At 70.0% G+C, this 26344-nt stretch carries 25 protein-coding genes; 6 read left to right on the forward strand and 19 right to left on the reverse strand.

Annotated features, from left to right (window positions below; all coding sequences use genetic code 11):
* Positions 1-49 precede the first annotated feature (49 nt).
* Together fahA and N5D62_RS07335 are read left to right on the forward strand one after the other, a co-directional pair.
* Positions 50-1381: a fumarylacetoacetase gene (gene fahA, locus N5D62_RS07330; protein ID WP_279757008.1), complete on the forward strand. Its 1332-nt coding sequence runs from the start codon at positions 50-52 to the stop codon at positions 1379-1381.
* A 187-nt stretch (positions 1382-1568) separates the two neighbouring features.
* Positions 1569-2351 (forward strand): DUF481 domain-containing protein, encoded by a 783-nt coding sequence (locus N5D62_RS07335; protein WP_279757009.1) that lies wholly within the window; start codon positions 1569-1571, stop codon positions 2349-2351.
* 118 nt (positions 2352-2469) lie between these two features.
* Here N5D62_RS07335 and N5D62_RS07340 read toward each other — a convergent pair whose 3' ends face one another.
* Together N5D62_RS07340 and def are read right to left on the reverse strand one after the other, a co-directional pair.
* A complete protein-coding gene (locus N5D62_RS07340) occupies positions 2470-4512 on the reverse strand; it encodes a DUF6600 domain-containing protein (protein WP_279757010.1) in 2043 nt (680 codons plus the stop codon).
* Between the two features lie 352 nt (positions 4513-4864).
* Positions 4865-5401, reverse strand: coding sequence for a peptide deformylase (gene def / locus N5D62_RS07345; RefSeq protein ID WP_279757012.1), 537 nt, complete (start codon positions 5399-5401; stop codon positions 4865-4867).
* A gap of 150 nt (positions 5402-5551) precedes the next feature.
* On the opposite strand from def, the gene N5D62_RS07350 reads away from it, so the two are divergent.
* A complete protein-coding gene (locus N5D62_RS07350; protein WP_279757013.1) occupies positions 5552-6544 on the forward strand; it encodes an MBL fold metallo-hydrolase in 993 nt (330 codons plus the stop codon).
* Positions 6545-6601: 57 nt separating this feature from the next.
* On the opposite strand, the gene ntrC is transcribed toward N5D62_RS07350, so the two are convergent.
* From ntrC to N5D62_RS07400, 10 genes are all read right to left on the reverse strand, one after another.
* Positions 6602-8101, reverse strand: coding sequence for a nitrogen regulation protein NR(I) (gene ntrC / locus N5D62_RS07355; RefSeq protein WP_279757014.1), 1500 nt, complete (start codon positions 8099-8101; stop codon positions 6602-6604).
* A 42-nt stretch (positions 8102-8143) separates the two neighbouring features.
* A complete protein-coding gene (gene glnL, locus N5D62_RS07360) occupies positions 8144-9259 on the reverse strand; it encodes a nitrogen regulation protein NR(II) (RefSeq protein WP_279757015.1) in 1116 nt (371 codons plus the stop codon).
* A 57-nt stretch (positions 9260-9316) separates the two neighbouring features.
* Entirely contained in the window at positions 9317-9841 is a 525-nt protein-coding gene (locus N5D62_RS07365) for a hypothetical protein (RefSeq protein WP_279757016.1), read from the reverse strand.
* A gap of 231 nt (positions 9842-10072) precedes the next feature.
* The gene (glnA, locus tag N5D62_RS07370; protein ID WP_279757017.1) at positions 10073-11491 is read right to left on the reverse strand and encodes a type I glutamate--ammonia ligase; all 1419 of its coding nucleotides are present in this window, start codon (positions 11489-11491) and stop codon (positions 10073-10075) included.
* 241 nt (positions 11492-11732) lie between these two features.
* Positions 11733-12527, reverse strand: a complete 795-nt coding sequence (locus tag N5D62_RS07375) for a molybdopterin-binding protein (RefSeq protein WP_279757018.1) — start codon at positions 12525-12527, stop codon at positions 11733-11735.
* Between the two features lie 34 nt (positions 12528-12561).
* Positions 12562-13500 carry an EI24 domain-containing protein gene (locus N5D62_RS07380; RefSeq protein WP_347881808.1) on the reverse strand — a complete coding sequence of 313 codons (939 nt, stop codon included), beginning with the start codon at positions 13498-13500 and terminating at the stop codon, positions 12562-12564.
* Positions 13500-14519: a sterol desaturase family protein gene (locus N5D62_RS07385; RefSeq protein ID WP_279757019.1), complete on the reverse strand. Its 1020-nt coding sequence runs from the start codon at positions 14517-14519 to the stop codon at positions 13500-13502. The genes N5D62_RS07380 and N5D62_RS07385 overlap by 1 nt, the downstream gene beginning before the upstream one ends.
* 45 nt (positions 14520-14564) lie before the next feature.
* The gene (locus N5D62_RS07390; RefSeq protein ID WP_279757042.1) at positions 14565-15407 is read right to left on the reverse strand and encodes a polysaccharide deacetylase family protein; all 843 of its coding nucleotides are present in this window, start codon (positions 15405-15407) and stop codon (positions 14565-14567) included.
* A 79-nt stretch (positions 15408-15486) separates the two neighbouring features.
* Complete coding sequence (locus tag N5D62_RS07395) at positions 15487-16497, reverse strand: YncE family protein (RefSeq protein WP_279757020.1); 1011 nt, start codon at positions 16495-16497, stop codon at positions 15487-15489.
* Positions 16498-16702: 205 nt separating this feature from the next.
* Entirely contained in the window at positions 16703-17515 is an 813-nt protein-coding gene (locus N5D62_RS07400) for a TIGR00266 family protein (RefSeq protein WP_279757021.1), read from the reverse strand.
* An 84-nt stretch (positions 17516-17599) separates the two neighbouring features.
* Between N5D62_RS07400 and N5D62_RS07405 the strand changes: the two genes are divergently transcribed.
* Complete coding sequence (locus tag N5D62_RS07405) at positions 17600-18406, forward strand: IclR family transcriptional regulator C-terminal domain-containing protein (RefSeq protein ID WP_279757022.1); 807 nt, start codon at positions 17600-17602, stop codon at positions 18404-18406.
* 84 nt (positions 18407-18490) lie between these two features.
* Here the strand turns inward: N5D62_RS07405 and N5D62_RS07410 are convergent, their stop codons facing one another.
* The 4 genes from N5D62_RS07410 to phaC all read right to left on the reverse strand — a co-directional run bounded on the left by N5D62_RS07410 (position 18491) and on the right by phaC (position 23496).
* Positions 18491-19456 (reverse strand): glycine betaine ABC transporter substrate-binding protein, encoded by a 966-nt coding sequence (locus N5D62_RS07410; protein WP_279757023.1) that lies wholly within the window; start codon positions 19454-19456, stop codon positions 18491-18493.
* A 175-nt stretch (positions 19457-19631) separates the two neighbouring features.
* A complete protein-coding gene (gene phbB, locus N5D62_RS07415; protein WP_279757024.1) occupies positions 19632-20369 on the reverse strand; it encodes an acetoacetyl-CoA reductase in 738 nt (245 codons plus the stop codon).
* Positions 20370-20475: 106 nt separating this feature from the next.
* Positions 20476-21663 (reverse strand): acetyl-CoA C-acetyltransferase, encoded by a 1188-nt coding sequence (locus tag N5D62_RS07420; protein ID WP_279757025.1) that lies wholly within the window; start codon positions 21661-21663, stop codon positions 20476-20478.
* A gap of 93 nt (positions 21664-21756) precedes the next feature.
* Positions 21757-23496 carry a class I poly(R)-hydroxyalkanoic acid synthase gene (gene phaC / locus N5D62_RS07425; RefSeq protein ID WP_279757026.1) on the reverse strand — a complete coding sequence of 580 codons (1740 nt, stop codon included), beginning with the start codon at positions 23494-23496 and terminating at the stop codon, positions 21757-21759.
* A 149-nt stretch (positions 23497-23645) separates the two neighbouring features.
* Here phaC and N5D62_RS07430 point away from each other — a divergent pair, with 149 nt between their 5' ends.
* Positions 23646-23963, forward strand: a complete 318-nt coding sequence (locus tag N5D62_RS07430) for a hypothetical protein (RefSeq protein WP_279757027.1) — start codon at positions 23646-23648, stop codon at positions 23961-23963.
* Here the strand turns inward: N5D62_RS07430 and pgeF are convergent.
* Together pgeF and maiA are read right to left on the reverse strand one after the other, a co-directional pair.
* Complete coding sequence (gene pgeF, locus N5D62_RS07435; protein ID WP_279757028.1) at positions 23883-24626, reverse strand: peptidoglycan editing factor PgeF; 744 nt, start codon at positions 24624-24626, stop codon at positions 23883-23885. The two genes, N5D62_RS07430 and pgeF, sit on opposite strands and share 81 nt — an antisense overlap.
* A gap of 76 nt (positions 24627-24702) precedes the next feature.
* Positions 24703-25341 (reverse strand): maleylacetoacetate isomerase, encoded by a 639-nt coding sequence (maiA, locus tag N5D62_RS07440; RefSeq protein ID WP_279757029.1) that lies wholly within the window; start codon positions 25339-25341, stop codon positions 24703-24705.
* 41 nt (positions 25342-25382) lie between these two features.
* Here maiA and N5D62_RS07445 point away from each other — a divergent pair, with 41 nt between their 5' ends.
* Positions 25383-25931, forward strand: a complete 549-nt coding sequence (locus N5D62_RS07445) for an NUDIX hydrolase (RefSeq protein WP_279757043.1) — start codon at positions 25383-25385, stop codon at positions 25929-25931.
* Positions 25932-25964: 33 nt separating this feature from the next.
* Here the strand turns inward: N5D62_RS07445 and N5D62_RS07450 are convergent, their stop codons facing one another.
* The gene (locus tag N5D62_RS07450) at positions 25965-26330 is read right to left on the reverse strand and encodes a hypothetical protein (protein WP_279757030.1); all 366 of its coding nucleotides are present in this window, start codon (positions 26328-26330) and stop codon (positions 25965-25967) included.
* Between the last annotated feature and the right edge of the window lie 14 nt (positions 26331-26344).

Below are 26344 nucleotides of genomic sequence, written 5' to 3' on the forward strand. Positions count from 1 at the left end.
GCCGCCGCCCCTCGACCCACGACAACCAGAACAACGAAAGCCTGATGCCATGAGCGCCCTGCCCGACCTCGACCACACCCACGATCCCGCGCTGCGCAGCTGGATCGCGTCCGCCAACACGGACGACACCGACTTCCCCATTCAGAACCTGCCGCTGGGCATGTTCCGCCGCGCCGGCGCGACCGGCTCGTTCCGGCCCGGCACGGCCATCGGCGACCAGGTGCTGGACCTGATCGCCGCGGCGGAACTCGGCGCGCTGTCCGAGTCGCTCGGCGCCGTGCTGCGCACCTGCGAGGGCCTCGGCCTGAACCCGCTGATGGCGATCGGCCCGGCACTGCGCCGGCAACTGCGTCATGAGCTGGTCGCGGCGCTGAACGCCGACGCGGGCCCGAAGCAGTCCGAGCAGCTGGCGCCAGCGCTGGTGCCGATCGGCGATGTCGAGATGACGCTGCCCTGCCGCATCGGCGACTACACCGACTTCTACGCCGGCATCCATCACGCCACCGCGGTGGGCAAGCTGTTCCGTCCGGACAACCCGCTGCTGCCGAACTACAAGTGGGTCCCGATCGGTTATCACGGGCGGGTCTCGTCGATCGGCGTCAGCGGCCAGAGCTTCCGTCGTCCCGTCGGCCAGACCAAGGCGCCCGACGCGGAGACGCCCAGCGTCGGCGCGATCAAGCGCCTGGACTACGAGCTCGAGATCGGCGCGCTGGTGGGCACCGGCAACGAGCAGGGGCATCCGATCGCGATCGGCGACGCGGAGCAGCATCTGTTCGGCCTGGTGCTGCTCAACGACTGGTCGGCCCGCGACATCCAGGCCTGGGAGTACCAGCCGCTGGGGCCGTTCCTGTCCAAGAGCTTCGCGACGACCTTGTCGCCGTGGGTGATCACGATGGAGGCGCTGGCGCCGTTCCGCCGCGCGTTCACGCGGCCCGACGGCGATCCGCAGCCGCTGCCCTACCTCGACGGCGCGGCCAACCGCGAGCGCGGCGCGATCTCGATCCGGCTCGAGGTCCACCTGCAGACGCGCGCGATGCGCGACGAGGGCGTCGCCCCGGCCCGGCTGATGGGATCGGACTTCGCCGATGCCTACTGGACCGTCGCGCAGATGCTGACCCATCACGCGAGCAACGGCTGCAACCTGCAGCCGGGCGACCTGTTCGGCTCCGGCACGATGTCGGGCGCCGCGGCGGACCAGGGGGGCTCGCTGCTCGAGCTCACCCAAGGCGGCAAGCAGCCGATCACGCTGCCCAACGGCGAGCAGCGCGTGTTCCTGCAGGACGGCGACAGCGTCGCGCTGGTCGGGCGCTGCGAGGCGCCGGGCCGGCGGGCGATCGGCTTCGGTCCGTGCATCGGCACGGTGCTGCCGGCGGTGGCCTGACCCGGCCGCACAGTCGGACACATCCGGCGCGCGTTGCGCGCACGGCGCCGGCGGCGATCATGCCGCCGAGTTGTCGGAGGAAGCCGACGGATCGCGTCGGATGACGGCGGCAACCTCCTCGATCCCGCCAAACAGGATCGGAGGTTGCCGGCACGAAGGCATGTTCACCTCTCCCCAAGGAATCGACATGCCGCCGACGCGCCTTCTCTCCGCACGCCTCGCTTCCCGCATTTCCACCGCCTGCCTCGCCGCGCTCCCCCTCGCCTCGTTCGCGCAGGTCACCGTCAAGGACGACGGCCAGTGGCGGGCCCTCTTCACCGCCGGGGCCAGCGTGTCGTCCGGCAACAGCGATTCGACGACGATCAATCTCAGCGGCGAGGCGGTCAAGGCCACCAAGGCCGACAAGCTGACGATCAACGGCCGCGCGCTCTACCTGAAGAACGACGACGCGGACTCCGAGCAGCGCTACGCCTTCGGCACGCACTACCAGCGCGACCTCACCGAACGCGTCTTCGGTTTCGGGCAGTTCGACGCGCTCAAGGACGAGCCGGCCAACCTGTCCTCGCGCCTGTCCGTCGGCGCCGGCGCCGGTTATCACCTGATCAAGCGCGACGACCTGACCTGGGATGTCTCCGGCGGTCTGGGCTACACCCGCGAGCGGTATGTCGAGCCGGAGATCCAGGATGGCGTCGTGCGCAGCAAGTACGGCAACACCGAGCTGCTGCTGGCCGAGGAGTCGAACCACAAGATCTCGGATTCCACGACGCTCAAGCAACGGCTGGCCTACCTGCCGGACCTGCGCAACAGCGGCGAGTACCGCGCGACCTTCGACGGCGGCGTCTCCGTGGCGATGACCAAGCGGCTGAGCCTCACCGCCACGGTCCAGCACCGCTACGACAGCAATCCGGGCGAAGGCCTCAAGAAGAACGACACGCTGTTCATCACGGGCGTGTCGTTCAGGATCGATTGACCTCGATCAGGTCGATCAGGTCGATCTGGCACATCAGCCCGATCAGGCGCCGGATGCCGTGATGGCTCCGGCGTTCCGGCGCGCGGCGGCTCGGCCGGACGCGCCCGGACGCGCCCGCTCAGCGCTCCTGCTGACGGCTCGCACCGTCATTGCGGCGAGGCGGTTCCGCGCGCGGCGGTTCCACTCGCGGCGCCGGCCGCGGCGGCTCGGCGCGCGGCGCTTCCATCCGCGGCTGCGGCATCGGACGCGGCGCTTCGATGCGAGGTTGCTCCATCCGCGGCTGCGGTTGGGGCTGCGGTTGCGGGCGCTCGAAGCGCGGCGGCTCCATGCGGGGCTCCGGACGAGGCGCCTCGATGCGCGGTTGCTCGACCCGGGGCTGCTCGATGCGAGGTGGCGTCGGCGGCGCGACCCGGACCGGGTCCTGCCGGCCGTCGCGGCCGCGATGGCCCCAGTCGCCGCGATCGCCGCGGTCCACGCCCTCGGGGCCGCGTTGGCGCCAGCCATCGCGGTCGCCTTCGCGGCGATCGTTCGGCCGCTGCGCATCCGGACCGCGCGCCGGGAAGCCCGGCTGCACCGCCGGGGCCGGCGTTTGCGTCTGCGGCGTGCCCGGGCCTTGCGGCGTCGGGAACGGGGTCTGCGGGCGCACCGTCGCGTTGTCGGGCTCCGGCTTGATCACGCCGCGCGTCGGGCGGCCATCGCCGGGCCGCGCGTCGCCGAATCCATCCGGACGACCGTCATGGTTCCGATCGATGAACGGACGACCGTCGTTGCGACCATCGGGCTTGCCGTCGCCGTTGCGGTCGACGATCGGGCGGCCGTCCGGCCGACCGTCATGGTTGCGGTCGACGATGGGCCGGCCGTCCGGGCGGTTCACCGTCTGGTCGCTCGGCCGCGGCGGCCACGACCGCTGCGGTTGCAGCGCGGCCGCCGGCAGCGGGCCCATCACCGGACGCTGCGTGAACAGCGCGCCATGCTCGCGCTCATGCCGGTACACCGGCGGGCGCTCGCCGGGCCGCACGACGGTGACCGGATTCGGATCGGGATTCAGCCGGCGCCAGTAGCCCGGGCTGTGCCGGTAGCCCGGCGTCCAGGCCTCGCGCGGCGCCAGCGGCACCCAGGTGCCGTAGCGCGGCGGCGGCGGGCGGCGTCCGCCGATCACGACGCCGACGGACAAGCCCGGCCCCACTCCGCCCACCAGCGCCGGCGCGTAGGCCGGCCGGCGCGCGTACGGCCCCGGCACCCAGCACCAACGGTCGCGCCAGTAGGCCCAGCGCCCGTAGTGGAACGGCGCGAAGCCCCACGGCATGTCGTCGACCCAGGTCCAGCCCCAGCGCGAGCTCCACATCCAGCGCCCATAGCGGTACGGTGCCCAGTCCGAGACGACCACCGTCGGCACCCAGACCGCGCCGTAATCGGTGCTCTGCTCCCAGGCGCCGTAGCGCGCCAGGTCCTCGGCGCCGGTCATCTCGGGCGAGACGTAGGGCACCGGCGTGCCGGTCCCGACCAGCGGCTGGACCGTGTCCCGGCTGTCGGCCAGGATCAGCCGGGCGAAACCGTCCTGTTCCAGCGGCTGGCGTTCGGTGCGCGGGCCGTTGTCCCACCAGAACTCGGCCTGCTCGTTCGTGCCGAGCAACACCGGCTGCGCGTCGGTCGCGCGCGATTCGAAGCGCAGCTTGCCCTGCCAGGCCTGCGCCTCGCTGCCGCGCTCGAGCTGCGAGACGCGGTACAGGCCTTCGCGCTCGAAGCCGAAGCGGCCTTCCAGCGTGCGCAGCGACCATTCGTCGGCCGATTCCTGGCCGCGCAGCCGCAGCCCCACCGAGCCCTTGACCAGTTGCACCGCGATGCGGTTGTCGCCGAGCGCGTTGAACTCCACCTCGCTGCGCTGGTCGAGCCACATCGTGGCGGTGCCGATCGAGATGACGGCGCCGCTGCCGTCGTCGGCGCGCAACCGGTCGCCGTCGCCGACGGTCTGGTTGCGCTGCATCTGGACCCATTCGCGCTCATCGGCGTCGTAGAGCCAGACGGTGCCGGTCAGGTCGGCCAGGCGGCCGGCGCGCGCCGGCGGGTCCGCCAGGGCCGGTCCATGGGCCAGCACGAGCGCCAGCCCGACCAGCAGCATCGAGGCGGCGATCAGCCAGCGCGGCATCGGGGAGCGGGACATCGTGTGGGTCATGGCCGTGAGCTTGCGCCGGAGTCCGGCGGCAGGCGGGTTGCGGAGTTCCGCGATCGTTTCTTAACGTGACACCGACAACCCGGTGCACGTCTCCTTACAACTTGACGCCCTATTGCCGAACCGTCAAGCGGACGCCATACACCCGCCCGAAAACCAGATTCCAGGACCAAGTCGCGGCCCACGCCGACGACCATGCCGCAGCCCCGTGGGCAGCGAGTGCCTGTGGGGCCGGAATGGGGCTTGAGGGTCCTGGAGGGAGCCCTCATGCCCCGTGGAGAGCCCGCGCCTGGCATCCCGACGGCGCGCTCGTCGCAAGGGCGAACGGCGTTCCCATCCTCCCTCAATCGTCGGTATTCGGATCCAACCCCGGGAACAGGATTTCGGTGAACCCGAACCGGCTGAAGTCCTTGATCCGCATGGGATAGAGCGTCCCGACCAGGTGATCGCATTCGTGCTGGACCACGCGGGCATGGAAGCCTTCGGCTTCGCGGTCGATGGGTTGGCCGTGTTCGTCGACCCCGCGGTAGCGGATGCGGCTGAGCCGCGGCACAACGCCGCGCAGGCCGGGCACGGACAGGCAGCCTTCCCAGCCTTCCTCGGTCGCGTCGGACAGCGGTTCGATGGTCGGGTTGATGAGCACGGTCATCGGCACGGGCGGCGCGTCGGGGTAGCGTTCGTTGCGCTGGAAGCCGAACACGACCACCTGCAGGTCCACGCCGATCTGCGGCGCGGCGAGGCCGGCGCCGTTGGCGGCTTTCATCGTGTCGACCATGTCCTCGAGCAGCGCTTTCAGCTCGGGCGTGTCGAAGGCCTGGACGGGCTGGGCGTGGCGCAGCAGGCGGGGATCGCCCATCTTGAGGATCTCGCGGACGGCCATGGATGCTTCCTTCGGTGTGAGGGGCGGTGGGAATGCGGTGAAAAATGCGGTGGGGACGCGGCGTGGGGCGATGACCTGCCGGCGACGGCGTCGTCTTGCGGCATCGCGTAACCTGCGGGCCATTTTAAGAACGCCCTCCAGGAGACCGCCGTGAGCGCCACGACCGCCCTTCCCTCGTATCTGGAACCGCTCGGCCACGGCGTCTACGCCGTCGACACCGCCTTCCAGCGCGACCATTTCGATGCTGCCTACCTGATCGTGGACGACGGCCGTGCCGCCTTCATCGACACCGGCACGCGCTTCGCGGTGCCGCGGCTGCTCGGCGCGCTGGAGGCGCTGGGCGTGTCGCGCGACGCGGTGGACTGGGTGATCCCGACGCATGTGCATCTGGACCATGCGGGCGGCGTCGGCGCGCTGATGGCGGAGTTGCCCGCCGCGACGATGCTGGTGCATCCGCGCGGGTTGCGGCACATGGTCGATCCACGGGTGCTGTGGGCCGGCGCGAGCGCGGTCTACGGGGACGAGGAAATGCGTCGTTCCTACGGCGAGGTGGTCGGCGTGCCGGAGTCGCGCGCCCAGGCCAGCGCGGACGAGCAGCGCATCGCGCTGGGCCGGCGCACGCTGCGGTTGATCGACACGCCGGGGCATGCGCGCCATCACCATTGCATCTGGGACGAGACCAGCGGCGGCTGGTTCACCGGCGACACCTTCGGGCTGTCGTATCGGGAGTTCGACGATCCGGAGCGCGGCGCCTGGATCGTGCCGACGAGCACGCCGGTGCAGTTCGAGCCGGAGCCGCTGCGCGCGTCGATCCGCCGGATGATGGCGACGCAGCCGTCGCGGATGTACGTCACCCACTACAGCCGCATCGGCCGCAACGCCGCGGACGTCGAGCGCCTGGCGGCGCTGCTGCTGTCGCAGATCGACGAGATGGAGGCGATCGGGCTGCGGCTCAAGGACGCGCCGGACCGGCATGAGGCGCTCAAGCGCGAGCTGCTGGCGCTGTACCAGCGCCGCGTCGCGGAGCACCTCGGCGACAGGATGTCACCGACGCGCGTGGCCGAGTTGCTGGCGCTGGATGTCGAACTCAACGCCCAGGGGCTGGGGGTGTGGCTGGATCGCCTGGGCAAGGCCGGAGGCTGATCGCAGACCCTCACCCCCCGCCCTCTCCCGCAGTGCGGGCGAGGGAGCCGCCACCGCTCAGGCGTCCAGGTTGAGCTCCTGGATCTTGCGCGTGATCGTGTTGCGCCCGATGCCGAGCTTCTGCGCCGCCTCGATGCGCCTTCCGCGCGTGAGGTCCAGCGCCGTCAGGATCAGGCTGGCCTCGAAGCGCCGCGTCAGCACGTCCCAGACATTGGGCTCTCCGGCGGCGAGCAGCCGTCTGGCCTCGCGCGCCATCTCCGCGACCCACGCGTCCGGCGACGGCGGGATCGCCACCGCGGGCAGCGGCATCGGCGCCGCCGCGCTCGCCACGCCGGTCAGCCCGCTGGCCAGCGGCACCACGTCCGGCGACAGCGCCCCCGCCATCGCCACGCCCGCCGCGCCCGGCCCCGCCAGCAACTCCTGCGGCAGGTCCTTGGCCTCCACCACCAGGCTCGGCGCCATCACGCTGAGCCAGTGGCAGATGTTCTCCAGCTGCCGCACGTTGCCCGGGAAGTCGAACCCGACCAGCCGCTGCAGCGCCGCCTCCGACAGCCGCTTGGGCTCGACCCCCAGCTCGCTCGCGCTGCGCTGCAGGAAGTAGCGCGCCAGCAGCGGCACGTCCTCGCGGCGCTCGCGCAGCGGCGGCAGCCGCAGCCGGATCACGTTCAGGCGATGGAACAGGTCCTCGCGGAAGCGCCCTTCCTTGACCAGCGACTCCAGGTTCTGGTGGGTCGCCGCGACCACCCGCACATTCGCCTTCTGCGGGCTGTGCCCGCCGACGCGATAGAACTGCCCGTCCGACAGCACGCGCAGCAGCCGCGTCTGCAGGTCCAGCGGCATGTCGCCGATCTCGTCCAGGAACAGCGTGCCGCCCTCGGCCTGCTCGAAGCGGCCGCGCCGCGTCGCCTGCGCGCCGGTGAACGCGCCGCGCTCATGGCCGAAGAGTTCCGACTCCAGCAGGTCCTTCGGAATCGCCGCGGTGTTGATCGCGACGAAGGGCCCGTCCGCGCGCGGGCTGTGCTTGTGCAGCGCGCGCGCCACCAGCTCCTTGCCCGAGCCCGACTCGCCGGTGATCAGCACCGTCACATGGCTCTGGCTCAGCCGCCCGATCGCGCGGAACACGTCCTGCATCGCCGGCGCCTGGCCCAGCATCTCGGGCATCTCGACCTTCTCGGCCTCGCCGACGGCCTCGCGCTCGCTCTCCTCCTGCGCGCGCCGGATCAGCTCCACCGCGCGCGGCAGGTCGAAGGGCTTGGGCAGGTACTCGAAGGCCCCGCCCTGGAACGCGCTCACCGCGCTGTCCAGGTCCGAGTAGGCCGTCATGATGATCACCGGCAGTCCCGGCAGCTGCTTCTTGATCGTGCTCAGCAGCTCCAGGCCCGAGCCGCCCGGCATGCGGATGTCCGACACCAGCACCTGCGGCGTGTCGTCCGCCAGCGCCGCCAGCACCTCCCGTGTCTGGCTGAAGGTGCGCACCGGCAGGCCCTCGCGCGCCAGCGCCTTCTCGAGAACAAAACGGATCGAATGGTCGTCGTCAACAATCCAGATCGACTTCATCTATGGCTCCCCTTTTCCCCGTTGTCGACTTGTGGCCGCGGCTCAGGGCAAAGGCAGGGTGATTCGGAAATCGGTCCGGCCCGGCTGGCTGTCGCAGTCGATCATCCCCTGGTGCTGTTGGGCGATCGTCTGCGCCAGCGTCAGCCCGAGACCAGAGCCCCCATCCCGCCCCGACACCAGCGGGAAAAAGATGCGGTCCTTGATCTCCTCGGGCACGCCCGGGCCGTTGTCCTCGACATGCAATTCCAATGCCAAGCGCCAGCGCTGCTTACCGATGGTGACCTGCCGCGCGACGCGCGTGCGCAGCACGATGACCGCGTCGCCGGCGGCGATGCGCTCATGCAGCGCCTGCGCCGCGTTCTGGACGATGTTGAGCACCGCCTGGATCAGCTGCTCCCGGTCGCCGCGGAAGTCGGGCAGCGAGATGTCGTAGTCGCGCTGCAGCGCCAGGCCCCGGGGGTACTGCGCCATCACCAGCGAGCGCACCCGCTCGCAGATCTCGTGGATGTTGACGTCGGCCACCACCTGCGCGCGCCGGTGCGGCGCCAGCAGCCGGTCCACCAGCGATTGCAGCCGGTCGGCCTCGTGGATGATGACCTCGGTGTATTCCTCGAGCTCGCGCCACAGGTCCGTCGGCTGCAGTTCCAGCGCCAACAGCTGCGCCGCGCCGCGGATGCCGCCCAGCGGGTTCTTGATCTCGTGCGCGAGGTTGCGGGTGAGCTCCTTGGTCGCGTGGACCTGGTCGAGGTTGCGTTCCTCGCGGTCCTGGCGCGTCTGCTGCGCGTTCTCGATCAGCTCGATCACCAGCCGGCCGGGATCGTCGGTCTGGCTGACGATCACGTGCACCGGCAGCAGGTCGTCCTGCGTGCGCGGCCCGCGGCGGATGGTCGCGTCGAAGCGCGAGCTCGAGAACGCGTTGCGGCTCACGCCGTCCAGCGCCTCGACCAGCCGGCCGGTGTCGGGGAACCACTCGAGCAGGTTGGAGCCCTGCACGGCGCGCCGCGGCAGGTTGAACAGCGTCTCGACGGCGGTGTTGGCGAACTCGCAGGTGCCGTCCGGGCGGACCACCGCGACCAGCGTCGCCAGCAGGTCGAAGCACTGGTAGGCCGCGTCGGGCCGCGGCGCGGCGTCCGGGGAAGGTGAGGAAGAGGAGGTCATCGGGTGTCGCCCGGGCCCGGCTCGACGCACGCGCCCCGGACCGGCGGCACCGGATCGTCAGGGCAGCTTGCCGAGCTCGCGCTTGAGGGCCTGGATGTCGGCTTCCTGGCGGCTGACGGCGGCCTTGAGCTCGGCCGTGCGGTCCAGGTACTTCTGATAGTTGCGCTCGTCGCCGCGGCGATCGGGCTGGCCGTTGTTGTATTCCTGCTGGAGCTTGGCGAGCTTGCCTTCGGCCTCGCGCAGTTCCTGCTCGAGGATGCGCCGGCGATCGTCGTCGCGCACGCGCTGGTCCTTGGCGTCGACCTTGAGGTCAGCACTTTGCGACCCCACGACCGGGCCGGAGCCGCCGGCCGTCGGCGCGCGCGGCTTGATCGGCGCGATCACCGAGATCGGCGTGCCCTCGATGCTGCGGCAGCCCTTCTCGGCGGCTTCCTTGGCCGTCATCGCGTCGGTGTACAGCACCGGCGGTCCCGGGCAGCGGTACACCACGCCCTGCGCCGACACCTGGCCGGCGACCAGCGCCAACGCGCCCCATGCCGACCGGCTCACCCAACGTCCCACCCGTGTGATCTGCAGCGTCATCTGCATTCCCTGCTTCTAACTGACCAGAGTCGTCGGGCATTGTGACGCAATCGGTCAGTCGCGTTCGCGACGACGCGCACACACGCTGTTGCCAGGTGTACCGCTGCGCAACGTCCGACACGCCCAGCAAGGATCCGCCAACGAAAAGGGACGGCCATGGCCGTCCCCCTGCGTGATGAGGAGGCGGTGCGCACCGTGCCCAAGCGGTCATGGCGCGCTCCGCGCTCGCGATCACAGCGAGTAGTACATGTCGAACTCGACCGGGTGGGTGGTCATGCGGAAGCGCTGGACTTCCTGCATCTTCAGGTCGATGTAGGCATCGATGTAGGCATCGGTGAACACGCCGCCCTTGGTCAGGAACGCGCGGTCCTTGTCCAGGTAGTCCAGCGCCTGGTCCAGGCTGTGGCAGACGGTCGGGATCTTCGCGTCTTCTTCCGGCGGCAGGTGGTACAGGTCCTTCGTGGCGGCTTCGCCCGGATGGATCTTGTTCTCGACGCCGTCCAGGCCGGCCATCAGCAGCGCGGCGAAGGCCAGGTACGGGTTGGCCGAGGGATCCGGGAAACGCGCCTCGATGCGGCGGCCCTTCGGGTTCGCGACGTACGGGATGCGGATCGAGGCCGAGCGGTTCTTGGCCGAGTAGGCCAGCTTCACCGGGGCTTCGAAGCCGGGCACCAGGCGCTTGTACGAGTTGGTGCCGGGGTTGGTGATCGCGTTGAGCGCGCGGGCGTGCTTGATGATGCCGCCGATGTAGTACAGCGCGAAGTCGCTCAGGCCGGCGTAGCCGTCACCGGCGAACAGGTTCTTGCCGTCCTTCCAGACCGACTGGTGCACGTGCATGCCCGAGCCGTTGTCGCCGACGATGGGCTTCGGCATGAACGTGGCGGTCTTGCCGTAGGCGTGCGCGACGTTCGTGATGATGTACTTCTGCAGCTGCAGCCAGTCGGCGCGCTCGACCAGCGAGCTGAACTTGGTGCCGATCTCCATCTGGCCGGCGTTGGCGACCTCGTGGTGGTGGACCTCGACGGGGATGCCCATCTGTTCCAGGATCAGGCACATCTCCGAGCGCATGTCCTGGCCGCTGTCGACCGGGGGCACCGGGAAGTAGCCGCCCTTGACCGTCGGACGGTAGCCGCTGTTGCCGTGCTCGTATTCCTTGCCGGTGTTCCAGGCGGCTTCTTCCGCCTCGATCTTCACGAAGCAGCCCGACATGTCGACGCCCCAGCGGATGCTGTCGAAGATGAAGAACTCGGGTTCCGGACCGAAGTAGGCGGTGTCGCCCAGGCCGGAGGACTTCAGGTAGGCCTCGGCGCGGCGCGCCAGCGAGCGCGGGTCGCGCTCATAGGCCTTGCCGTCGGTCGGGTCGATCACGTCGCACGACAGGATCAGCGTCGGCTCTTCGAAGAACGGGTCGATGTTGGCCGTGTTCGGGTCCGGCATCAGCAGCATGTCGGAGGCTTCGATGCCCTTCCAGCCGGCGATCGAGGAACCGTCGAAGGCATGGCCCGACTGGAACTTGTCTTCGTCGAACGCGGACACGGGCACGGACACGTGGTGCTCTTTGCCGCGGGTGTCGGTGAAGCGGAAGTCAACGAACTTGACTTCGTGCTCCTTCACCATGTTCATCACGTCGGCGACGGTCTTGGTGGCCATCAATCACTCCTAGGGGGCTGGATGAGAAAGAAAGAGTCGTCGGGCTTCGGCCCTGCGCGGACGATTTAGCAGTTTGCATGCCAACGGATGGCATCCCCGTGACAGCCAGGCGCCAGACCGGTGCATGACGCGCCAAACCTCGATGCCCAGCGCGCCACGCGAGGGCGGCATCCGCGGTCCGGAGCGGACCGGCGTCAGACCAGTCGTCCCGTCGTCCGGGGGAGAGTCCCGAAGCGGTGCATCATCGCACCAATTCGGTGCTGATGACGGCACCAAATTGGACAACGCCGGCGCGCAGCGCGTCGTAGGCGGCCGCCATCGACGCGGCCTCGCCCTTGACGCCCAGTTCGATGTGGCGTCCCCACTGCGGATGGTCGACGCTCGGGAGCGAGAACACCTTGATGCCGGGGAAGTCGGCCTCGATGCGCTCCATCAGCGGCGTCAGGCTGGCCTCCATCGCGCCCTGCAGGATCAGCGAGCGCTCCCGCGTGCCGACGTCGCGGTGCAGGTCCGCGTGCAGGTGGTCCAGCACCCACTCGATCATCGGATGCGCCATCACCGGGAAGCCGGGGACGAAGTACGCCGCGCCGACCGAGAAGCCGGGGATCTTGTTGTACGGATTCGGGATGATCGCCGCGCCCTGGGGGAACACGCCCATCTCGAGCCGGCGGCGGGTGTCGGGGTGGTCGCGCTCGGGCGTCGTGCCCTGCTCCGCGGCCATCTGCTGCACGCGCTGCCAGATCAGCTCGGCGGCCTCGGGGTGCAGCTCGAGCGGCCGGTCCAGCGCAGCGGCCGCGGCCTGGCGCGTGTGGTCGTCCGGCGTCGCGCCGATGCCGCCGCAGCTGAAGAACAGGTCGCCGCTGGCGAACGCGTCCCGGTACTCGCGGACCAGTTGCTCGCGGTCGTCGCCGAGGTACTTCGCCCAGGCCAGCGACAGGCCGCGCGCCGAGAGCAGCTCGATCACCTTGGACAGGTGCTTGTCCTGGCGTTTCCCGGACAGGATCTCGTCGCCGATGATGAAGAGGCCGATGTTCATGCGGGTGTCCTGCGCGGGCGTGGGAACGGAAGGTTCAGAGCGGCGACGGCTTGTTCTCGATCGCCGGCGGGGCCGGGTCGGGATCGTCGGCCAGCGACGGCGGCTGGGTCGCGTAGTTCGCGGGCAGCGCGTCCATCACCGGATCGGGCGCGCGTTCGGCGACGGTGTCGGCGCGGCGCATGTCCTGCAGCGCGGCCAGCGCGTAATGCGCGAACCACAGCGAGCTGAAGGCGAAGACCAGCGTGTACAGCCACACCGAGACCAGGATCAGCACCGGCGCGAACGCGATCGTCAGCGCGCCCATGGCCCAGATCGCGGCCGGCGCGGCGCCCAGGTAGCCGGTGGCCAGGCCCAGCAGCAGCAGCGGCAGCCGGTGCTCGTTCAGCAGGCGGCGGCGCTCGGGACCGGAGGCGTGTTCGGCCAGCACGTCGAAGGTGAAGACGCGATACCCCAGCCAACCCCAGATCAGCGGCGGCAGGATCAGCGCCAGCGGCGGGATCAGCCAGAACGGCAGCGACGCGACCAGCAGCACCACGCACAGCACCGTGTGGCCCAGCGACCAGCTCAGGCTGGCGACGAAGCCCGCGCCGCGCTTGCGCTCCAGGCCGGCGAAGCGCCGCTGCGCGACCAGGTCCACCATGGACGGCGTCATCAGCAGCGCCACCAGCAGCAGGCTCAGCACGACCAGCGCCGGCACCGCCATCGCCAGCACGACGATCGGCGCCAGCACGGTGCGGAAGGACGCGGCGCCCAGGCTGTCCAGCCACTTCAGCAGCGCGTCGACCAGGCTCCAGGACTCCATCGTCGCGCGCACGCCGGCGACCGCGGCTTCCCAGAAGAAGTAGCCCAGCCCGAAGGCCAGCGCCGCCGACACCACCAGCGGCAACAGCGACAGGCCGATCACCCGCGGGTGCAGGCAGTACGCGGCGGCGCGCCAGAACGCGTCCGCGACGCGGCTCATCGGCTTGATCATCAGTCGTCCCCTCCGGCCGGCGAGCGGCCGGGCATCGTCATCGTCGAGGGCGCGATCTTGTCACGCCCGAAGAGCCGCTTGAGCCCCAGCCATTGCTGCGCCCAGTAGCCCTCGCCGTAGTCGCGGCCGCCCTCCTCCGGGAGCTGGTCGCGCACGCCGGTCGGGTCCCAGCGGTCCTCGAAGTTGGCGGTGCGGAACAGCACGTCCCACACCGGGAACAGCACCGCGAAGTTGTGGCCGCCCAGCGTGCCGCGGCCGAAGCCTTCGTGGCCGATGCCGATCGAGTGGTGCAGCCGGTGGAAGCGCGGGCTGACCAGCAGCCGCTCGCCGACGCGGCCGAAGCTCAGCCGCAGGTTGGCGTGCTGCAGGTTCTCCAGCAGCTGCGAGATCGCCACCAGCGCGACGAACTGCCCCGGCCCGACGCCGATCAGGATCGCCGTCAGCGCCACGGCGCTGTCGATGAGCGCGTCGTCCAGCAGGTGGTTGCGGCTGTCGCTCCACATCGTCATCTGGCGCTGGCTGTGATGCAGCGAGTGCAGCGCCCACCACCAGTGCCACGAGTGCTGCGCGCGGTGCAGCCAGTACTGCAGCAGGTCGAACGCGACCAGGTACAGCACGAAGCTGAGCCAGGCCTGGTCGGTGACGCCCGGCCAGATCGCGTCGAGCTGGAAGCTCGGCGCGCCGAGCATGCGCAGCTCGCCGACCAGGCTGTCGAACAGCGGATCCAGCGAGAAGAACATCGCCAGCCGGAACAGGCCCAGCCGCTGGATCAGCGTGTAGACGATGTCGACGCGGATCGCGCGCCGGTCGGTCACCGCCTCGGCCGGCCGCCAGCGCTGCAGCGCGCCGATGACCGCCAGCATCACGACGATCTGCGCCAGGCCGACCAGCAGCCAGCCGGTCGCGTCGAACGCGTCCTCGAGCAGGTTGCCGTAGCCCAGGCCGAACACGATCGGCTGGATGACGCCTTCGAACAGCGCCTGCTGCGCCTGCCCGAACAGATCGGTGAACCAGTCCATCACGCCGTCGGTCCTCTCGTCAGTCGATGCCGCAACGAGGCGGCGTCAGCGCCGGAGCGCGTCCTTGGGGCTCGCGCCGGAGCCGGCGGCCGCCGCGCCCGGAGGCTTGAGCGCGACCGCTTCCTGCGGCCGGCGCATCCAGGCGACGTATTCCGGATGATCGCGCAACGGCGCGAAGCACATGCCCCGGGATTTCAGCCCCTGCAGCAGCGGCTCCAGCACCGCCGGCGCCCACGGGTCCTGGCGCGACCAGATGCCCAGGTGGGCCATCAGGATGTCGCCCGGCTTCACGCGGCGCAGCGCCTGCTCCAGCAGCGCCTGGTTGGGGTACTTGTCGCTGGGCAGCTCGTCGCCGAGGAATCCCGCCGCGCTCCAGCCCACGTGCCGGAAGCCGCAGGCCTGCGCCGCCGCCAGCAACGCCGGCGAGGTCCGCCCGGCCGGCGCGCGGAAGATCATCGACATCGGCCGCCCGGTCATTTCCAGGAAACGGCGCGCGGGGCGCTTGAGTTCCTCGCAATAGTCGGCGCTGCTCAGCACCACCGTCTGCGGCACCTGCTCGCCGGCGGCGCGCCGGAAGCGGAACTTCCCGTCGGGCAGGTCCGCCGACCAGGTGTCGTGGAACCAGGTGTGCGAGCCGAAGTCGTGGCCTTGCTCGGCCAGCTGACGCCACCACGGCGCCCACTTGTCGTCCAGCGTCTGGCCGCCGTCGATCGTGGGTTCCTGCGCCAGGAAGAAGGTCGCCTTCGCGTCGAAGCGCTTGAGCGTGTCCACGATCAGCGGCGCCACGCCCATGTGGCCGGTGTCGAAGGTGAGGTAGACCGGCTTGTCGCAAGGCGGCGTCGAGGCGGCCGCGTTCGACGCGGCCTGCGGCTGGGCCTGCGCGGCCATCGTCAGGCCGAGCAGCAACGCGGCGCCATGCCGCAGGACGGGCGGGAGCTTCACGCGCGCGGCTTTCGTCGGACCGCGCTCACTGGCGCGGCATCTGGTCCAGCGTCCAGACGCCATGCGGCGACTTGCCGACCTTGACCTGCTGCAGGATCTGCTTGGTCTGCAGGTCCATCACCGTCAGCTTGCGGGCCCAGCGCGAGGTGAACATCAGCGTGCGGCCGTCGGTGAGGATCTCCATGTCGTCCGGACCGCCGGGCGCCTTGAAGGTGTCGACGACGCTGAAGTCCGCCAGCGCGATCTTGCTGATCGTGTTGGCCGCGCGGTTGCTGACCAGCACGTGTTTCTTGTCGCCCAGCGCGCGGAACGAGTGGGCGCCGTCGCCGGTCTCGATCTTCTTCACCAGCCGGGGCTGCGCGCCGGCGACGTCGTAGACCTCGACGCTGCGCTCGCCGGTCAGCGCGACCAGCAGGAACTTGTCGTCCGGCGTCAGGTAGAGGTCGGCGGGCAGCTTGCCCACCGGGATCTTCCAGCGCGGGTTCATCGTGCCCAGGTCGATCGCCAGCAGCTCGCTGCTGTCCTGCAGGCTGGCGTAGACGACGGAGCTCTTGCTGTCGATGGAGAGGTGGCTCGGCGTCTTCGGCGCCGAGAAGCGCTTGAACAGCGCCAGCGGCTGCGCCGCGTTCTGCGGCTGCCACTTGTAGACGTCGACATGGTCCAGCCGGTTGCCGGCCAGCACCAGCCACTTCATGTCGGGCGAGAAGCGCAGGTGGTACGGGTCGGGGATGCCGCGCACGGTGCGCTGCACCTCCGCGGTCACCGGGTCGAGGAAGGTCAGCGAGTCGCCCAATGCGTTCGCCACGACCATCGTCTTGCGGTCGGGCGTCAGGTACAGGTGATGCGGCTCCTTGCCGGTCGGGATGCGCTTGACCTCGCGGAAGCCCTTGGGATCGATCACGCTGACGTCGGCGTCCAGCGAGTTCAGCACGAAGATGGGACTGCCGGCGGAAGCGACCGCGGCGGGAGCGAGCAGCGCGCCCGAGGCGGCGAGCGTCACGGCGGCCAGCACCGACCGCGCGAGGGAAGACAGCATGGAGATCCTCAACAGGAGATGTCCGGCGCGCCAGGCGACGCGCAGCCCTCAAGTGTAGGCGGGTTCTCCCTAGGTCCAGGCCGGAACAGCGCCGCCGACGCCCTGTTGATGCGGGCTTCGCGGGGGCCTCACGGTTGCATCCGGTTGCGCCAGACTTGCCGCCAGCGTTGCGGCAAGTCTGCGCATGGCGAACTTCGACGAGGCCTTATTCGTCGTCGCCGCCGAGCAGCCCGCCCAGCAGGCCGCCGGTGGCGAAGCCGCCCAGCACCGAGCCCTCCTCGCGGGAGCCGCCGCGCTGCGGGGCCGCGGCGAACACGCGCGACGCCAGGCGCGAGAACGGCAGGCTCTGCAGCCAGACCTCGCCCGGGCCGGTCATCTTGGCCAGGAACAGGCCCTCGCCGCCGAACAGGGCGGTCTTGATCTTGCCCACGTACTGGATCTCGAAACTCACATTCGGGGTGTAGGCCACCACGCACCCGGTATCGACCAGCACCGTCTGCCCGGGCTGGAGCGTACGACGAACCACGGTACCCCCCGCGTGCACGAAGGCCAGCCCATCACCATCGAGCTTCTGCATGATGAACCCTTCGCCACCGAAGAAGCCGGTCGACAGGCGCTGCTGGAGAGCAATCCCCAGCGACACGCCGCGGGCCGCGCACAGGAACGCATCCTTCTGGCAGATGAGCGTGCCGCCCAGCTTGGCCAGATCCATCGGCAGGATCTTGCCGGGATACGGCGCCGCGAACGCGACCCGCTGCTTGCCATGAGCCTGGTTCGTGTAGATCGTGGTGAACAGCGATTCCCCGGTCACCAGCCGCTTGCCAGCGCCCAGCAACTTGCCGAAGAACCCGCCCTGGTTGGCCGACCCGTCGCCGAACACCGTGTCCATGCCGATGCCGGCATCCATGAACATCATGCTGCCGGCTTCGCCGATTGCCGCTTCGCCGGGGTCGAGCTCGACCTCGACGAACTGCATTTCGGCACCCTTGATCTCGTAGTCGACAACATCCATGGCCATGGTCTTCACCTCTTTGTCACTTCCTAAGGAAACGGGCGCGATGTTAGCGTTTCGCGGCCTTTCCAAACTGCGGTCATGACGCCCATGTCTCAAGACGAAAGCGCAACCAATACTCCCCTGAAGCCGGGCGACAGCTATGTGCAGTCGTTCGCTCGCGGCCTGTCGGTCATCCGGACCTTCGACACCCACCATGCGCGGCAGACGCTCACCGACGTCGCCAAGCGCTGCGGCCTGACACGGGCCGGCGCGCGGCGCATCCTGCTCACGCTGCAGACGCTGGGCTACGTGCGCTCCGAGGGGCGGATGTTCGAGCTCACCCCGAAGATCCTGGACCTCGGCTTCGCCTACCTGTCCTCGCAACCGCTGTGGCGCTTCGCCGATCCGGTGGCCATGCAGCTCGCCAACGAGGTGCGCGAGTCCGTCTCGATCGCGGTGCTGGACGGCGACGACGTGGTCTTCGTGCTGCGCGCGCCGCTGCGCAAGATCATGTCGGAGCCCATGGGCGTGGGCAGCCGGCTGCCCGCCTGGGCCACCGCCACCGGCCGCGTGCTGCTGGCCTCGCTGCCGATCGAGGAGCGCGAGCACCGCGTCGCGCAGGCGCAGATCGCGCGGCGCGCCGGCAACACGGTGCGCTCCCACGAGGAGCTGCGCGCCGCCGTCGAGCAGGCGCGGCGCCAGCACTGGTGCCTGGTGGACCAGGAACTGGAGGACGGCGTGCTGACGATCGCCGTGCCGATCACCGGCCGGGACGGCAAGGTGGTCGCCGCGATCAACATCAGCACGCATGCGTCGCGCACGCCGCCGCAGGTGCTGCTCGAGCAGGGCCTGCCCAAGCTGCAGGCGGCCGCGCAGAACCTGTCGCAGCTGCTGGTGCTGATGAAGAAGGACTGACGCCGCCGGCCGGCCGGGGAATGGCCGGCCGCGATGACCAAAGGGCTGCCGCGGCAGCCCTTCGTCATGGCGCGGCGGCCGCGTTCAGGGCACGGCGGCCGGCGCGGCGGCCAATACCCTGTCGCCCGCGAGCGCCCATTCGGTCGGCCGCGTCGGATGGCGGGCCAGCCACTCGGCCGCGACCCGCTCAGCCGGCTGGCCGTCGCGGCCGACCTGCTCGTCGAGCGCGGCCACCGTCTCGTTGCCCAGCGACATGCCGGCGAGCACCTTCAGCGTCGCGTCCGGGATCAAGGCTCTCGCGTCGCGGCGCAGCAGCAGCGTCGCGTCGTCGACGCCGCGCAGCAGGCCGACCGGATCGCGCAGGTCGCGGATGCGGTGGCGCGCGTGCAGGTACTGCGGGCGCCACAGCGGCACCACGACCCAACGGCGCTCGGCGACGGCGGATTCGAAGGCCTGCACGCAGTCGCGCAGCGAGCCGTTCATGAATTCGTAGCCATGCGCGCCCAGGTCGTAGCGCTGCATGATCTCGCGCGAGAAACGGCTGATGCCCGCGCCGGGACCGATGCCCTGGATGCGCTTGACCGTGATCGCCGCGCGCACGTCGTCGCGGCGAAGGTCGCCGATGGTGTCCAGGATCTCCACCGGCACGTAGTCCGGCACGCCCCACAGCGCGTAGGGCTGGTAGAGGACGCCCAGGCGCAGCAGGTCGTTGTCGAGGCCGCGGATGTAGTCGCCATGGCTGCCGGGCAGCCAGGCGGACACCGCCATGTCGATCTCGCCGCGGCGCAGGCGGTCGTAGATCCGCTCGTGGACATCGACCACCAGCTCGACGGGCACGCCACCGGCGCGCAGCACCTCGGCGACGACGCCGGCGCTGGCGCGATGGAAGCTGAGGTCGATGACGCCGAGACGCAGGGGGCGCTGGCGCCTCGGCCATGGCGGAACGGGGTCGAGCGGCAATGCCCGGACGGGCATGACGGGGAGCGCCGCGGCGGCGGCCGCGAGCAGCAGGGAACGGCGCCCGGACGAGGGGCGCGAGGAACGAGGCATGGGGATTCTCTCCAGCAGGAACGGCAACGCCGGCGGCCCGAAGGGCGCGCCGGCGTTGCGTCGTTGCGGAGAGAGGGCTGGTTCGAAGTGAACCACCCTCCCCAGCCTGCGGACCTCCGGTCCGCAGTCGTTCGGAAGGCGTCGCTCAGTCCACCGGACTGAGCTCGGTCCTTCCTCACCCCATATGCAACCCGCCGTTGCAGCTGAAGTCCGCGCCGGTGGTGAAGCCCGAGCTCTCGCCCGCCAGCCAGCCCACGATCGACGCGATCTCGTCGGGCTCACCCAGCCGCTTGACCGGGATGCCGGCGACGATCTTCTCCAGCACGTCCGGCCGCACCGCCTTGACCATGTCCGTGCCGATGTAGCCCGGGCTGACGGTGTTCACCGTCACGCCCTTGGACGCCAGCTCCTGCGCCAGCGCCATCGTGAAGCCGTGCATGCCGGCCTTGGCCGCGGAGTAGTTGGTCTGCCCCGCCTGCCCCTTCTCGCCGTTCACCGACGAGATGTTGATGATCCGCCCCCATCCCTTGTCGATCATGCCCGGCACCACCTGCTTGGTGACGTTGAACATGCTGTTGAGGTTGGTGTCGATGACGGTGTCCCACTCGTCGCGGGTCATCTTCAGGAACATGCGGTCCTTGGTCACGCCGGCGTTGTTGACCAGCACATCGATCTTGCCGTGCTCGGCGATCGCGTGCTCGAAGGCGCCCACGGTCGAATCCCAATCGGCCACGTTGCCCACCGACGCGTAGAAGGTGAACCCCAGCGCGGTCTGCTCGGCGAGCCACTTGGCATGGTCGCGGTGCGGGCCGCAGCCGGCGATGACCTTGAAGCCGTCCTTGTGGAGGCGCTGGCAGATGGCGGTGCCGATACCGCCCATGCCGCCGGTGACGTATGCAACTTTCTGACTCATCTTGCTTGCCTCCTGTGAGGCACGCCGCGCCGCCGCGTCCGCGGCCGGGGTGCCCTGGAATATCGGATCGTTCAGACGCGGGGGAAAACTTCGGCGCGCGCGGCGCTCAGCGTTCGACGCACAGCGCCACGCCCATGCCGCCGCCGATGCACAGGCTGGCGATGCCCTTCTTCGCATCGCGCTTGATCATCTCGTGCAGCAGCGTGACCAGGATGCGGGCGCCGGACGCGCCGATCGGATGGCCCAGCGCGATCGCGCCGCCGTTGACGTTGACCTTGCTCAGGTCCCAGCCCATCTCCTGGTGCACCGCGCAGGCCTGCGCCGCGAAGGCCTCGTTGATCTCGAGCAGGTCCAGGTCCTTGGCCTGCCAGCCGGCGCGCTCCAGCGCCTTGCGCGAGGCCGGCACCGGGCCCATGCCCATGGTCTTGGGGTCGACGCCGGCGCTCGCGTACGACGCGATCCGGGCCAGCGGCGTCAGGCCCAGCGCCTGGGCCTTCGCGTCGGTCATCAGCAGCAGCCCGGCGGCACCGTCGTTCAGCCCGGAGGCGTTGCCCGCGGTCACCGAGCCGGCCTTGTCGAAGGCCGGCTTCAGCCCGGCCAGCGCCTCGGCGTTGGTCTTGCGGTTGACGAACTCGTCCTGCGCGAAGACGACCGGATCGCCCTTGCGCTGCGGGATCGTCACCGGGACGATCTCGGCGGTGAAGCGGCCGGCGTCCTGCGCCGCGGCGGCCTTCTGCTGGCTGGCCAACGCCAGCTCGTCCTGCTGCGCGCGGCTGACGTGGTACTCCTTGGCCACGTTCTCGGCGGTGATGCCCATGTGGTACTGGTTGTACACGTCCCACAGGCCGTCCACGATCATCGTGTCGACGAGCTTCCAGTCGCCCATGCGCTGGCCGTCGCGCGAGCCCGGCAGCACGTGCGGCGACAGGCTCATGTTCTCCTGGCCGCCGGCGATGACGATGTCCGAGTCGCCGTCGCGGATCGCCTGCGCCGCCAGCATCACGGCCTTCAGGCCGGAACCGCAGACCTTGTTGATCGTCATCGCCGGCACGGTGACCGGCAGGCCCGCCTTGATGACGGCCTGGCGCGCCGGGTTCTGGCCGACGCCCGCGGTCAGCACCTGGCCGAGGATCACTTCATGGATCTGGTCCGGCTGCAGCCCGCTGCGACGCAGCAACTCCTGGATGACGATCGCGCCCAGCTCGCTGGCCGGGGTCTTCGACAGCGTCCCTCCGAACTTGCCGATCGGCGTGCGCGCCGCGGCGACGATGACGATGTCTTGCGGTGAACTCATGACTCGCTCCTGTTTCGAAACTGCTGACTCAGCGGGATGAAGGTGGACGGGGTGGGGAGGAAGGGGGACTGTGGCAGCCGTTGCTTGCCCCTGTCAGGCACGCTGCTTCACGTAACGGCCCGGGGCCGGCTCGATCGCCGGGTGCGCGCGGTTGCCCGGCGCGCGCGGCGCGGCCTTCAGCGGGCCGGCGTGGCCGCCCAGCCACTGCGACCAGTCCGTCCACCAGCTGCCGGGATGCTCGGTGGCGGTCTGCAGCCATTGCTGGTGGTCGGCCGGCAGCGCGGTGCCCTTGCCGATCCAGTGGCTGCGCTTCTTCTTCTCCGGCGGATTGATGACGCCGGCGATGTGCCCGGACGCGCCGAGCACGAAGCGCTTCTTGCCCGCGAACACCTGCGTGCTGCGGTACGCGGCGTCCCAGGGCACGATGTGGTCCTCGCGCGAGCCGTAGATGTAGACCGGCGCCTTGATCGCGCCCAGGTCCAGCCGCTCGCCGCAGACGGTCAGCTGGCCGGGGACCTTCAGCTCGTTCTGCAGGTAGGTGTGGCGCAGGTACCAGCAGTACATCGGGCCCGGCAGGTTGGTCGCGTCGCCGTTCCAGTACAGCAGGTCGAACGCCGGCGGCGCCTCGCCCTTCAGGTAGTTGCCCACGACGTAGTTCCACACCAGGTCGTTGGGGCGCAGGAAGCTGAAGGTCGTCGCGAGTTCCTGCCCGTGCAGCAAGGCCGGGCCGTTGACCGCCTGCTCGCCCAGCGTCATCTCGCGCAGCCGCACCGCGGGCTCGTCGATGAACAGGTCCAGGATGCCGTTGCTGCTGAAGTCGATCAGCGTGGTCAGCAGGGTGACGCTCTCGGCGGGCTGCTCGCCGCGCGCGGCCAGCACCGCCAGCGCGGTCGCCAGGATCGTGCCGCCGACGCAGAACCCGAGCGTGTTGATGGTCTCGGTGCCGGCGATCTCGCGCACCACCTCGATCGCCCGGATCGCGGCCTGGCCGATGTAGTCGTCCCAGGTCCAGCGCACGCAGTCGGCGTCCGGATTGCGCCAGCTCACCACGAAGGTGCGGTGGCCCTGCGCCACCGCGTAGCGGATCAGCGAGTTCTCCGGTTGCAGGTCCAGGATGTAGTACTTGTTGATGCAGGGCGGCACCATCAGCAGCGGCCGCGCGTGGACCTTCGCGGTCAGCGGCTTGTACTCGAGCAGCTGGAAGAACTCGTTCTCGAAGACCACGTGGCCCTCGGTCGTCGCGACGTTGCGGCCGACCTCGAAGGCCGTCTCGTCGGTCTGCGACACGTGGCCGCGCTGGACGTCGGCCATCAGCAGCTGCAGCCCGCGGGCGAGGCTCTCGCCCTGCGTGTTCATCGCGCGTTGCTGCGCTTCCGGATTCAGCGCCAGGAAGTTGCTCGGCGACGCGGCGTCGACGAACTGCTGCACCGCGAAGCGGACGCGGGCGCGGGTCTTGTCGTCGCCCTGCACCTGCTCGGCCATGCGCTGCAGCGTCTTCGCGTTGAGCAGGTAGAGCTGCGCGGTGAAGTGGGCCAGGCGGTTGTCGGTCCAGGACGTGTCGGCGAAGCGGCGGTCCTTCAAGGCGGTCGCGGCCGGCGCGGCGCCCTCCGGCCCGCCGAGCGCGGTGTTCCACAGCTCGCCGGCCTGGCGGAGGTAGTCGGACTGCAGCTGGTTCCAGGCGTCGGGCGCGACCTGCATCGCCTGCAGCTGCCGCAGGGCGTCGCCGAATCCGTGCGAGAGGCTGCCGGCGGCCTGCTGCGCCTGCTGGGCCCAATGATCGAAACCCGGGAACGATGCGCCGGTGAATCCGGCCTCGGCGTTGTTGGCGCTCATGTGTCTCCTCTTGCGGACCCGAGCAAGAAGCTTGCCACAGCCGATCGCGGGATCGGGCCGGGCGCTTCGCATATGCTCAGGCGCTTTGTAGCCCGTTCAGCTTACCCCCGCGTGACGGTGGTGTCGCGAAGCACCCGAGGAAATCGTTGATGTATCTGGTTGCCATCGCCTGGATGTATGTGGTGCTGATGATGGCGGTGGTCGAGGCCTTCAGCCCGCAGGGCACGGTGCTCGGGGCGCTGGTCACGTTCGTGCTGTACGGTCTGCTGCCGCTGTCGATCGTGATCTACGTGATGGGCGCGCCCCGGCGGCGCGCCGCACGCCGCAAGGCGGAGATGTCCGACGTTCCGCACTCGGACGCGGCGGCGGGCGGGTCCACGCCGACGTCAACGCAGCCGGATGACCGCGGCCATGCGCCCGCTGCGCAGGCCGCTGACGCGTTCGTGTCGGAACGAAAAGAACCGTGACGGCTCGCCGACCGTGCACCAGCCGCCGCCGCTGACGGCGCCGACGCCGGCGGCTTCGAGCCGCTGCCGCGCGAGACCGTAGAGATCGGCGCGCCAGCGCGGCTCGCCCTGCTCGTTGGGCTGGAAGCGGAACAGCGGTTGGTCGCGCTCGAGCGGCTCGGCGCCGAAGGCCGCGAGCACGTCGGCACCGACCTCGAAACGCGCCGGACCGATGCACGCGCCCATCCAGGCTTGCAGCTCGTCGGGCGCGCAGAACGCGGCGTCGCACATGGCGTCGACGGTGTGACGCAGCACGCCGCCGGCCAGGCCGCGCCAACCGGCATGCGCGGCGCCGACGACGCCCGGCCCCGCGAACAGCACCGGCAGGCAGTCCGCCACCATCACCGCGCAGGCGAGCGACGGATCGGTGCTGATCGACGCATCGGCCGGCTCGGGATCCGCGCCGGGCAGCGCGTGATCGGCGCGCAGATGCAACACCGTGGTCCCGTGAACCTGCTTCAGGAAAACCGGCGTGGCGCCGATCGCGGCGGCCACGCGGCGTCGGTTCTCGGCGACGTTCGCCGGCTCGTCGCCGACCGATCGTCCGAGGTTGAGGCTGGTCAACCCCTGCTGGTCGGCCGGCGCCTGCGGTCCGCCGCTGACGCCGCCGGCGCGCGTGGTCATGAACGCCTCGACCCGCGGCGCCCGCCAGTCCGGGCGCAACCAGTCGGCATGCGGCGCGTCGAGGCCGGCGTCCGCGTCACTCCGCATCGGGACAGGCACTCGGCTGGGTCTTGTTGAAGGCGTCGAGCGCCATGCAGTGATCGTGGATCTTCATCACCGTCGGCACATGGTCCAGGCGGCAATCGAAACGCCGTGCGTTGAACACCTGCGGCACCAGCACGCAGTCGGCCATCGTCGGCGTGTCGCCGAAGCAGAACCGCCCGGCGCGGCCTTCATGCGCGAGGCGCTGCTCGACGATCGCCAGCCCGCTCTCGACCCAGTGGCGGTACCAGCGGGTCTTGTCGTCCTCGCTGACGCCGAGGTCCTTGACCAGGTAGCGCAGCACCCGCAGGTTGTTCAGCGGATGGATCTCGCAGGCGATGTCCTGCGCGATCGCGCGCACGTAGGCGCGGCACAGCGCGTCGCCGGGCAGCAGCGGCGGCTCGGGATGGGTCTCGTCCAGGTACTCGATGATCGCCATCGACTGGGTGACCACCGCGTCCTCGTCCTTGAGCAGCGGGACCAGCCGCGACGCGGAGACTGCCGCGTACGACTCGTTGAACTGCTCGTTCTTCGCGAGGTGGACCGACCGGTAGTCGAAGTCGATGCCCTTGAGCGCAAGCGCGATGCGCACGCGGAACGAAGCCGACGAGCGGAAGTAGTTGTAGAGCTGCATGGCGGGGGATCATGCCACGCGAGGCCGCTACACTGCGCGCCATGTTCCAAGCGCGGCGCTACCAGCATTGCCCCACCTGCGGCGGCCAGATCGACTACCGCGTCCCGGCCGACGACAACCGGCCGCGCGCGACCTGCACGGCCTGCGGCGCGATCCATTACGAGAACCCGCTGAACGTCGTCGGCACCTTGCCGGTGTGGGGCGAGCAGGTGCTGCTGTGCAAGCGCGCGATCGAGCCGCGGCGGGGCAAGTGGACCTTGCCGGCGGGCTTCATGGAACTGGGCGAGACGCTGGCCGAAGGCGCGCAGCGCGAGACCGTCGAGGAAGCCGGCGCGCGCATCGAGCTGCAGAACCTGTACTGCGTGATGAACGTGGTCCGCGTCGGGCAGGTCCATCTCTTCTACCGCGCCGCGCTGCTGAGCCCCGAGTTCGATCCGGGCCCGGAGACGCTGGAAGCGCGGCTGTTCCACGAGCACGAGATCCCCTGGGACGAGATCGCCTTCCACACGATCGAGGAAACGCTGCGCCGCTTCTTCGAGGACCGGCGCGCGGGCACCGGGTATCCGCTGCACACCGCGGACATCGACTGACGCGTCAGCCACCCACGCCGTCGGGCATCGGCCTCAATTGCGCCGTGTGCCAGAACCCGATGACGAGGATGGCGACCGCCCTCCGTCCTCACGCCCGTGTTCCAGCAACTGGTCGAACTTGGCGATGACTTCGTCATGCGGCACCGTGTCGCCACGGAGGGCGGCCTTCACGGCGTTGTCCTCCTGACGCTCCATCAGCACCTCGTGAATCGTCACGTTCGGCTCGTCGGGATCGGTGCGCTCGACCCAGCGCTTGACGAGGAACTCGACGAGCTCGTTCATGTCGACCGTGAGGCGACTCGCCAACGCCTCGACACGGGCCTTGAGTTGCTCGTCGATCTGGACGTGGAAGTCTGCGCGAGGCATGAAGGAATCGATGGGCTGGAGAAGTGCGGACATTCTGCGCCTGCTCT

This window comes from Mitsuaria sp. GD03876 (assembly GCF_029840635.1).
Classification (GTDB): Bacteria; Pseudomonadota; Gammaproteobacteria; order Burkholderiales; family Burkholderiaceae_C; genus Roseateles.

What these genes read in the sequence shown, in the direction of transcription:
- fahA (WP_279757008.1), top strand. Translation starts at nt 50, where the DNA reads ATGAGCGCCCTGCCCGACCTCGACCACACCCACGATCCCGCGCTGCGC.
- N5D62_RS07335 (WP_279757009.1), top strand. Translation starts at nt 1,569, where the DNA reads ATGCCGCCGACGCGCCTTCTCTCCGCACGCCTCGCTTCCCGCATTTCC.
- N5D62_RS07340 (WP_279757010.1), bottom strand. Translation starts at nt 4,512, where the DNA reads ATGTCCCGCTCCCCGATGCCGCGCTGGCTGATCGCCGCCTCGATGCTG.
- def (WP_279757012.1), bottom strand. Translation starts at nt 5,401, where the DNA reads ATGGCCGTCCGCGAGATCCTCAAGATGGGCGATCCCCGCCTGCTGCGC.
- ntrC (WP_279757014.1), bottom strand. Translation starts at nt 8,101, where the DNA reads ATGAAGTCGATCTGGATTGTTGACGACGACCATTCGATCCGTTTTGTT.
- glnL (WP_279757015.1), bottom strand. Translation starts at nt 9,259, where the DNA reads ATGACCTCCTCTTCCTCACCTTCCCCGGACGCCGCGCCGCGGCCCGAC.
- N5D62_RS07365 (WP_279757016.1), bottom strand. Translation starts at nt 9,841, where the DNA reads ATGACGCTGCAGATCACACGGGTGGGACGTTGGGTGAGCCGGTCGGCA.
- glnA (WP_279757017.1), bottom strand. Translation starts at nt 11,491, where the DNA reads ATGGCCACCAAGACCGTCGCCGACGTGATGAACATGGTGAAGGAGCAC.
- N5D62_RS07375 (WP_279757018.1), bottom strand. Translation starts at nt 12,527, where the DNA reads ATGAACATCGGCCTCTTCATCATCGGCGACGAGATCCTGTCCGGGAAA.
- N5D62_RS07380 (WP_347881808.1), bottom strand. Translation starts at nt 13,500, where the DNA reads ATGATCAAGCCGATGAGCCGCGTCGCGGACGCGTTCTGGCGCGCCGCC.
- N5D62_RS07385 (WP_279757019.1), bottom strand. Translation starts at nt 14,519, where the DNA reads ATGGACTGGTTCACCGATCTGTTCGGGCAGGCGCAGCAGGCGCTGTTC.
- N5D62_RS07390 (WP_279757042.1), bottom strand. Translation starts at nt 15,407, where the DNA reads ATGGCCGCGCAGGCCCAGCCGCAGGCCGCGTCGAACGCGGCCGCCTCG.
- N5D62_RS07395 (WP_279757020.1), bottom strand. Translation starts at nt 16,497, where the DNA reads ATGCTGTCTTCCCTCGCGCGGTCGGTGCTGGCCGCCGTGACGCTCGCC.
- N5D62_RS07400 (WP_279757021.1), bottom strand. Translation starts at nt 17,515, where the DNA reads ATGGCCATGGATGTTGTCGACTACGAGATCAAGGGTGCCGAAATGCAG.
- N5D62_RS07405 (WP_279757022.1), top strand. Translation starts at nt 17,600, where the DNA reads ATGTCTCAAGACGAAAGCGCAACCAATACTCCCCTGAAGCCGGGCGAC.
- N5D62_RS07410 (WP_279757023.1), bottom strand. Translation starts at nt 19,456, where the DNA reads ATGCCTCGTTCCTCGCGCCCCTCGTCCGGGCGCCGTTCCCTGCTGCTC.
- phbB (WP_279757024.1), bottom strand. Translation starts at nt 20,369, where the DNA reads ATGAGTCAGAAAGTTGCATACGTCACCGGCGGCATGGGCGGTATCGGC.
- N5D62_RS07420 (WP_279757025.1), bottom strand. Translation starts at nt 21,663, where the DNA reads ATGAGTTCACCGCAAGACATCGTCATCGTCGCCGCGGCGCGCACGCCG.
- phaC (WP_279757026.1), bottom strand. Translation starts at nt 23,496, where the DNA reads ATGAGCGCCAACAACGCCGAGGCCGGATTCACCGGCGCATCGTTCCCG.
- N5D62_RS07430 (WP_279757027.1), top strand. Translation starts at nt 23,646, where the DNA reads ATGTATCTGGTTGCCATCGCCTGGATGTATGTGGTGCTGATGATGGCG.
- pgeF (WP_279757028.1), bottom strand. Translation starts at nt 24,626, where the DNA reads ATGACCACGCGCGCCGGCGGCGTCAGCGGCGGACCGCAGGCGCCGGCC.
- maiA (WP_279757029.1), bottom strand. Translation starts at nt 25,341, where the DNA reads ATGCAGCTCTACAACTACTTCCGCTCGTCGGCTTCGTTCCGCGTGCGC.
- N5D62_RS07445 (WP_279757043.1), top strand. Translation starts at nt 25,383, where the DNA reads ATGTTCCAAGCGCGGCGCTACCAGCATTGCCCCACCTGCGGCGGCCAG.
- N5D62_RS07450 (WP_279757030.1), bottom strand. Translation starts at nt 26,330, where the DNA reads ATGTCCGCACTTCTCCAGCCCATCGATTCCTTCATGCCTCGCGCAGAC.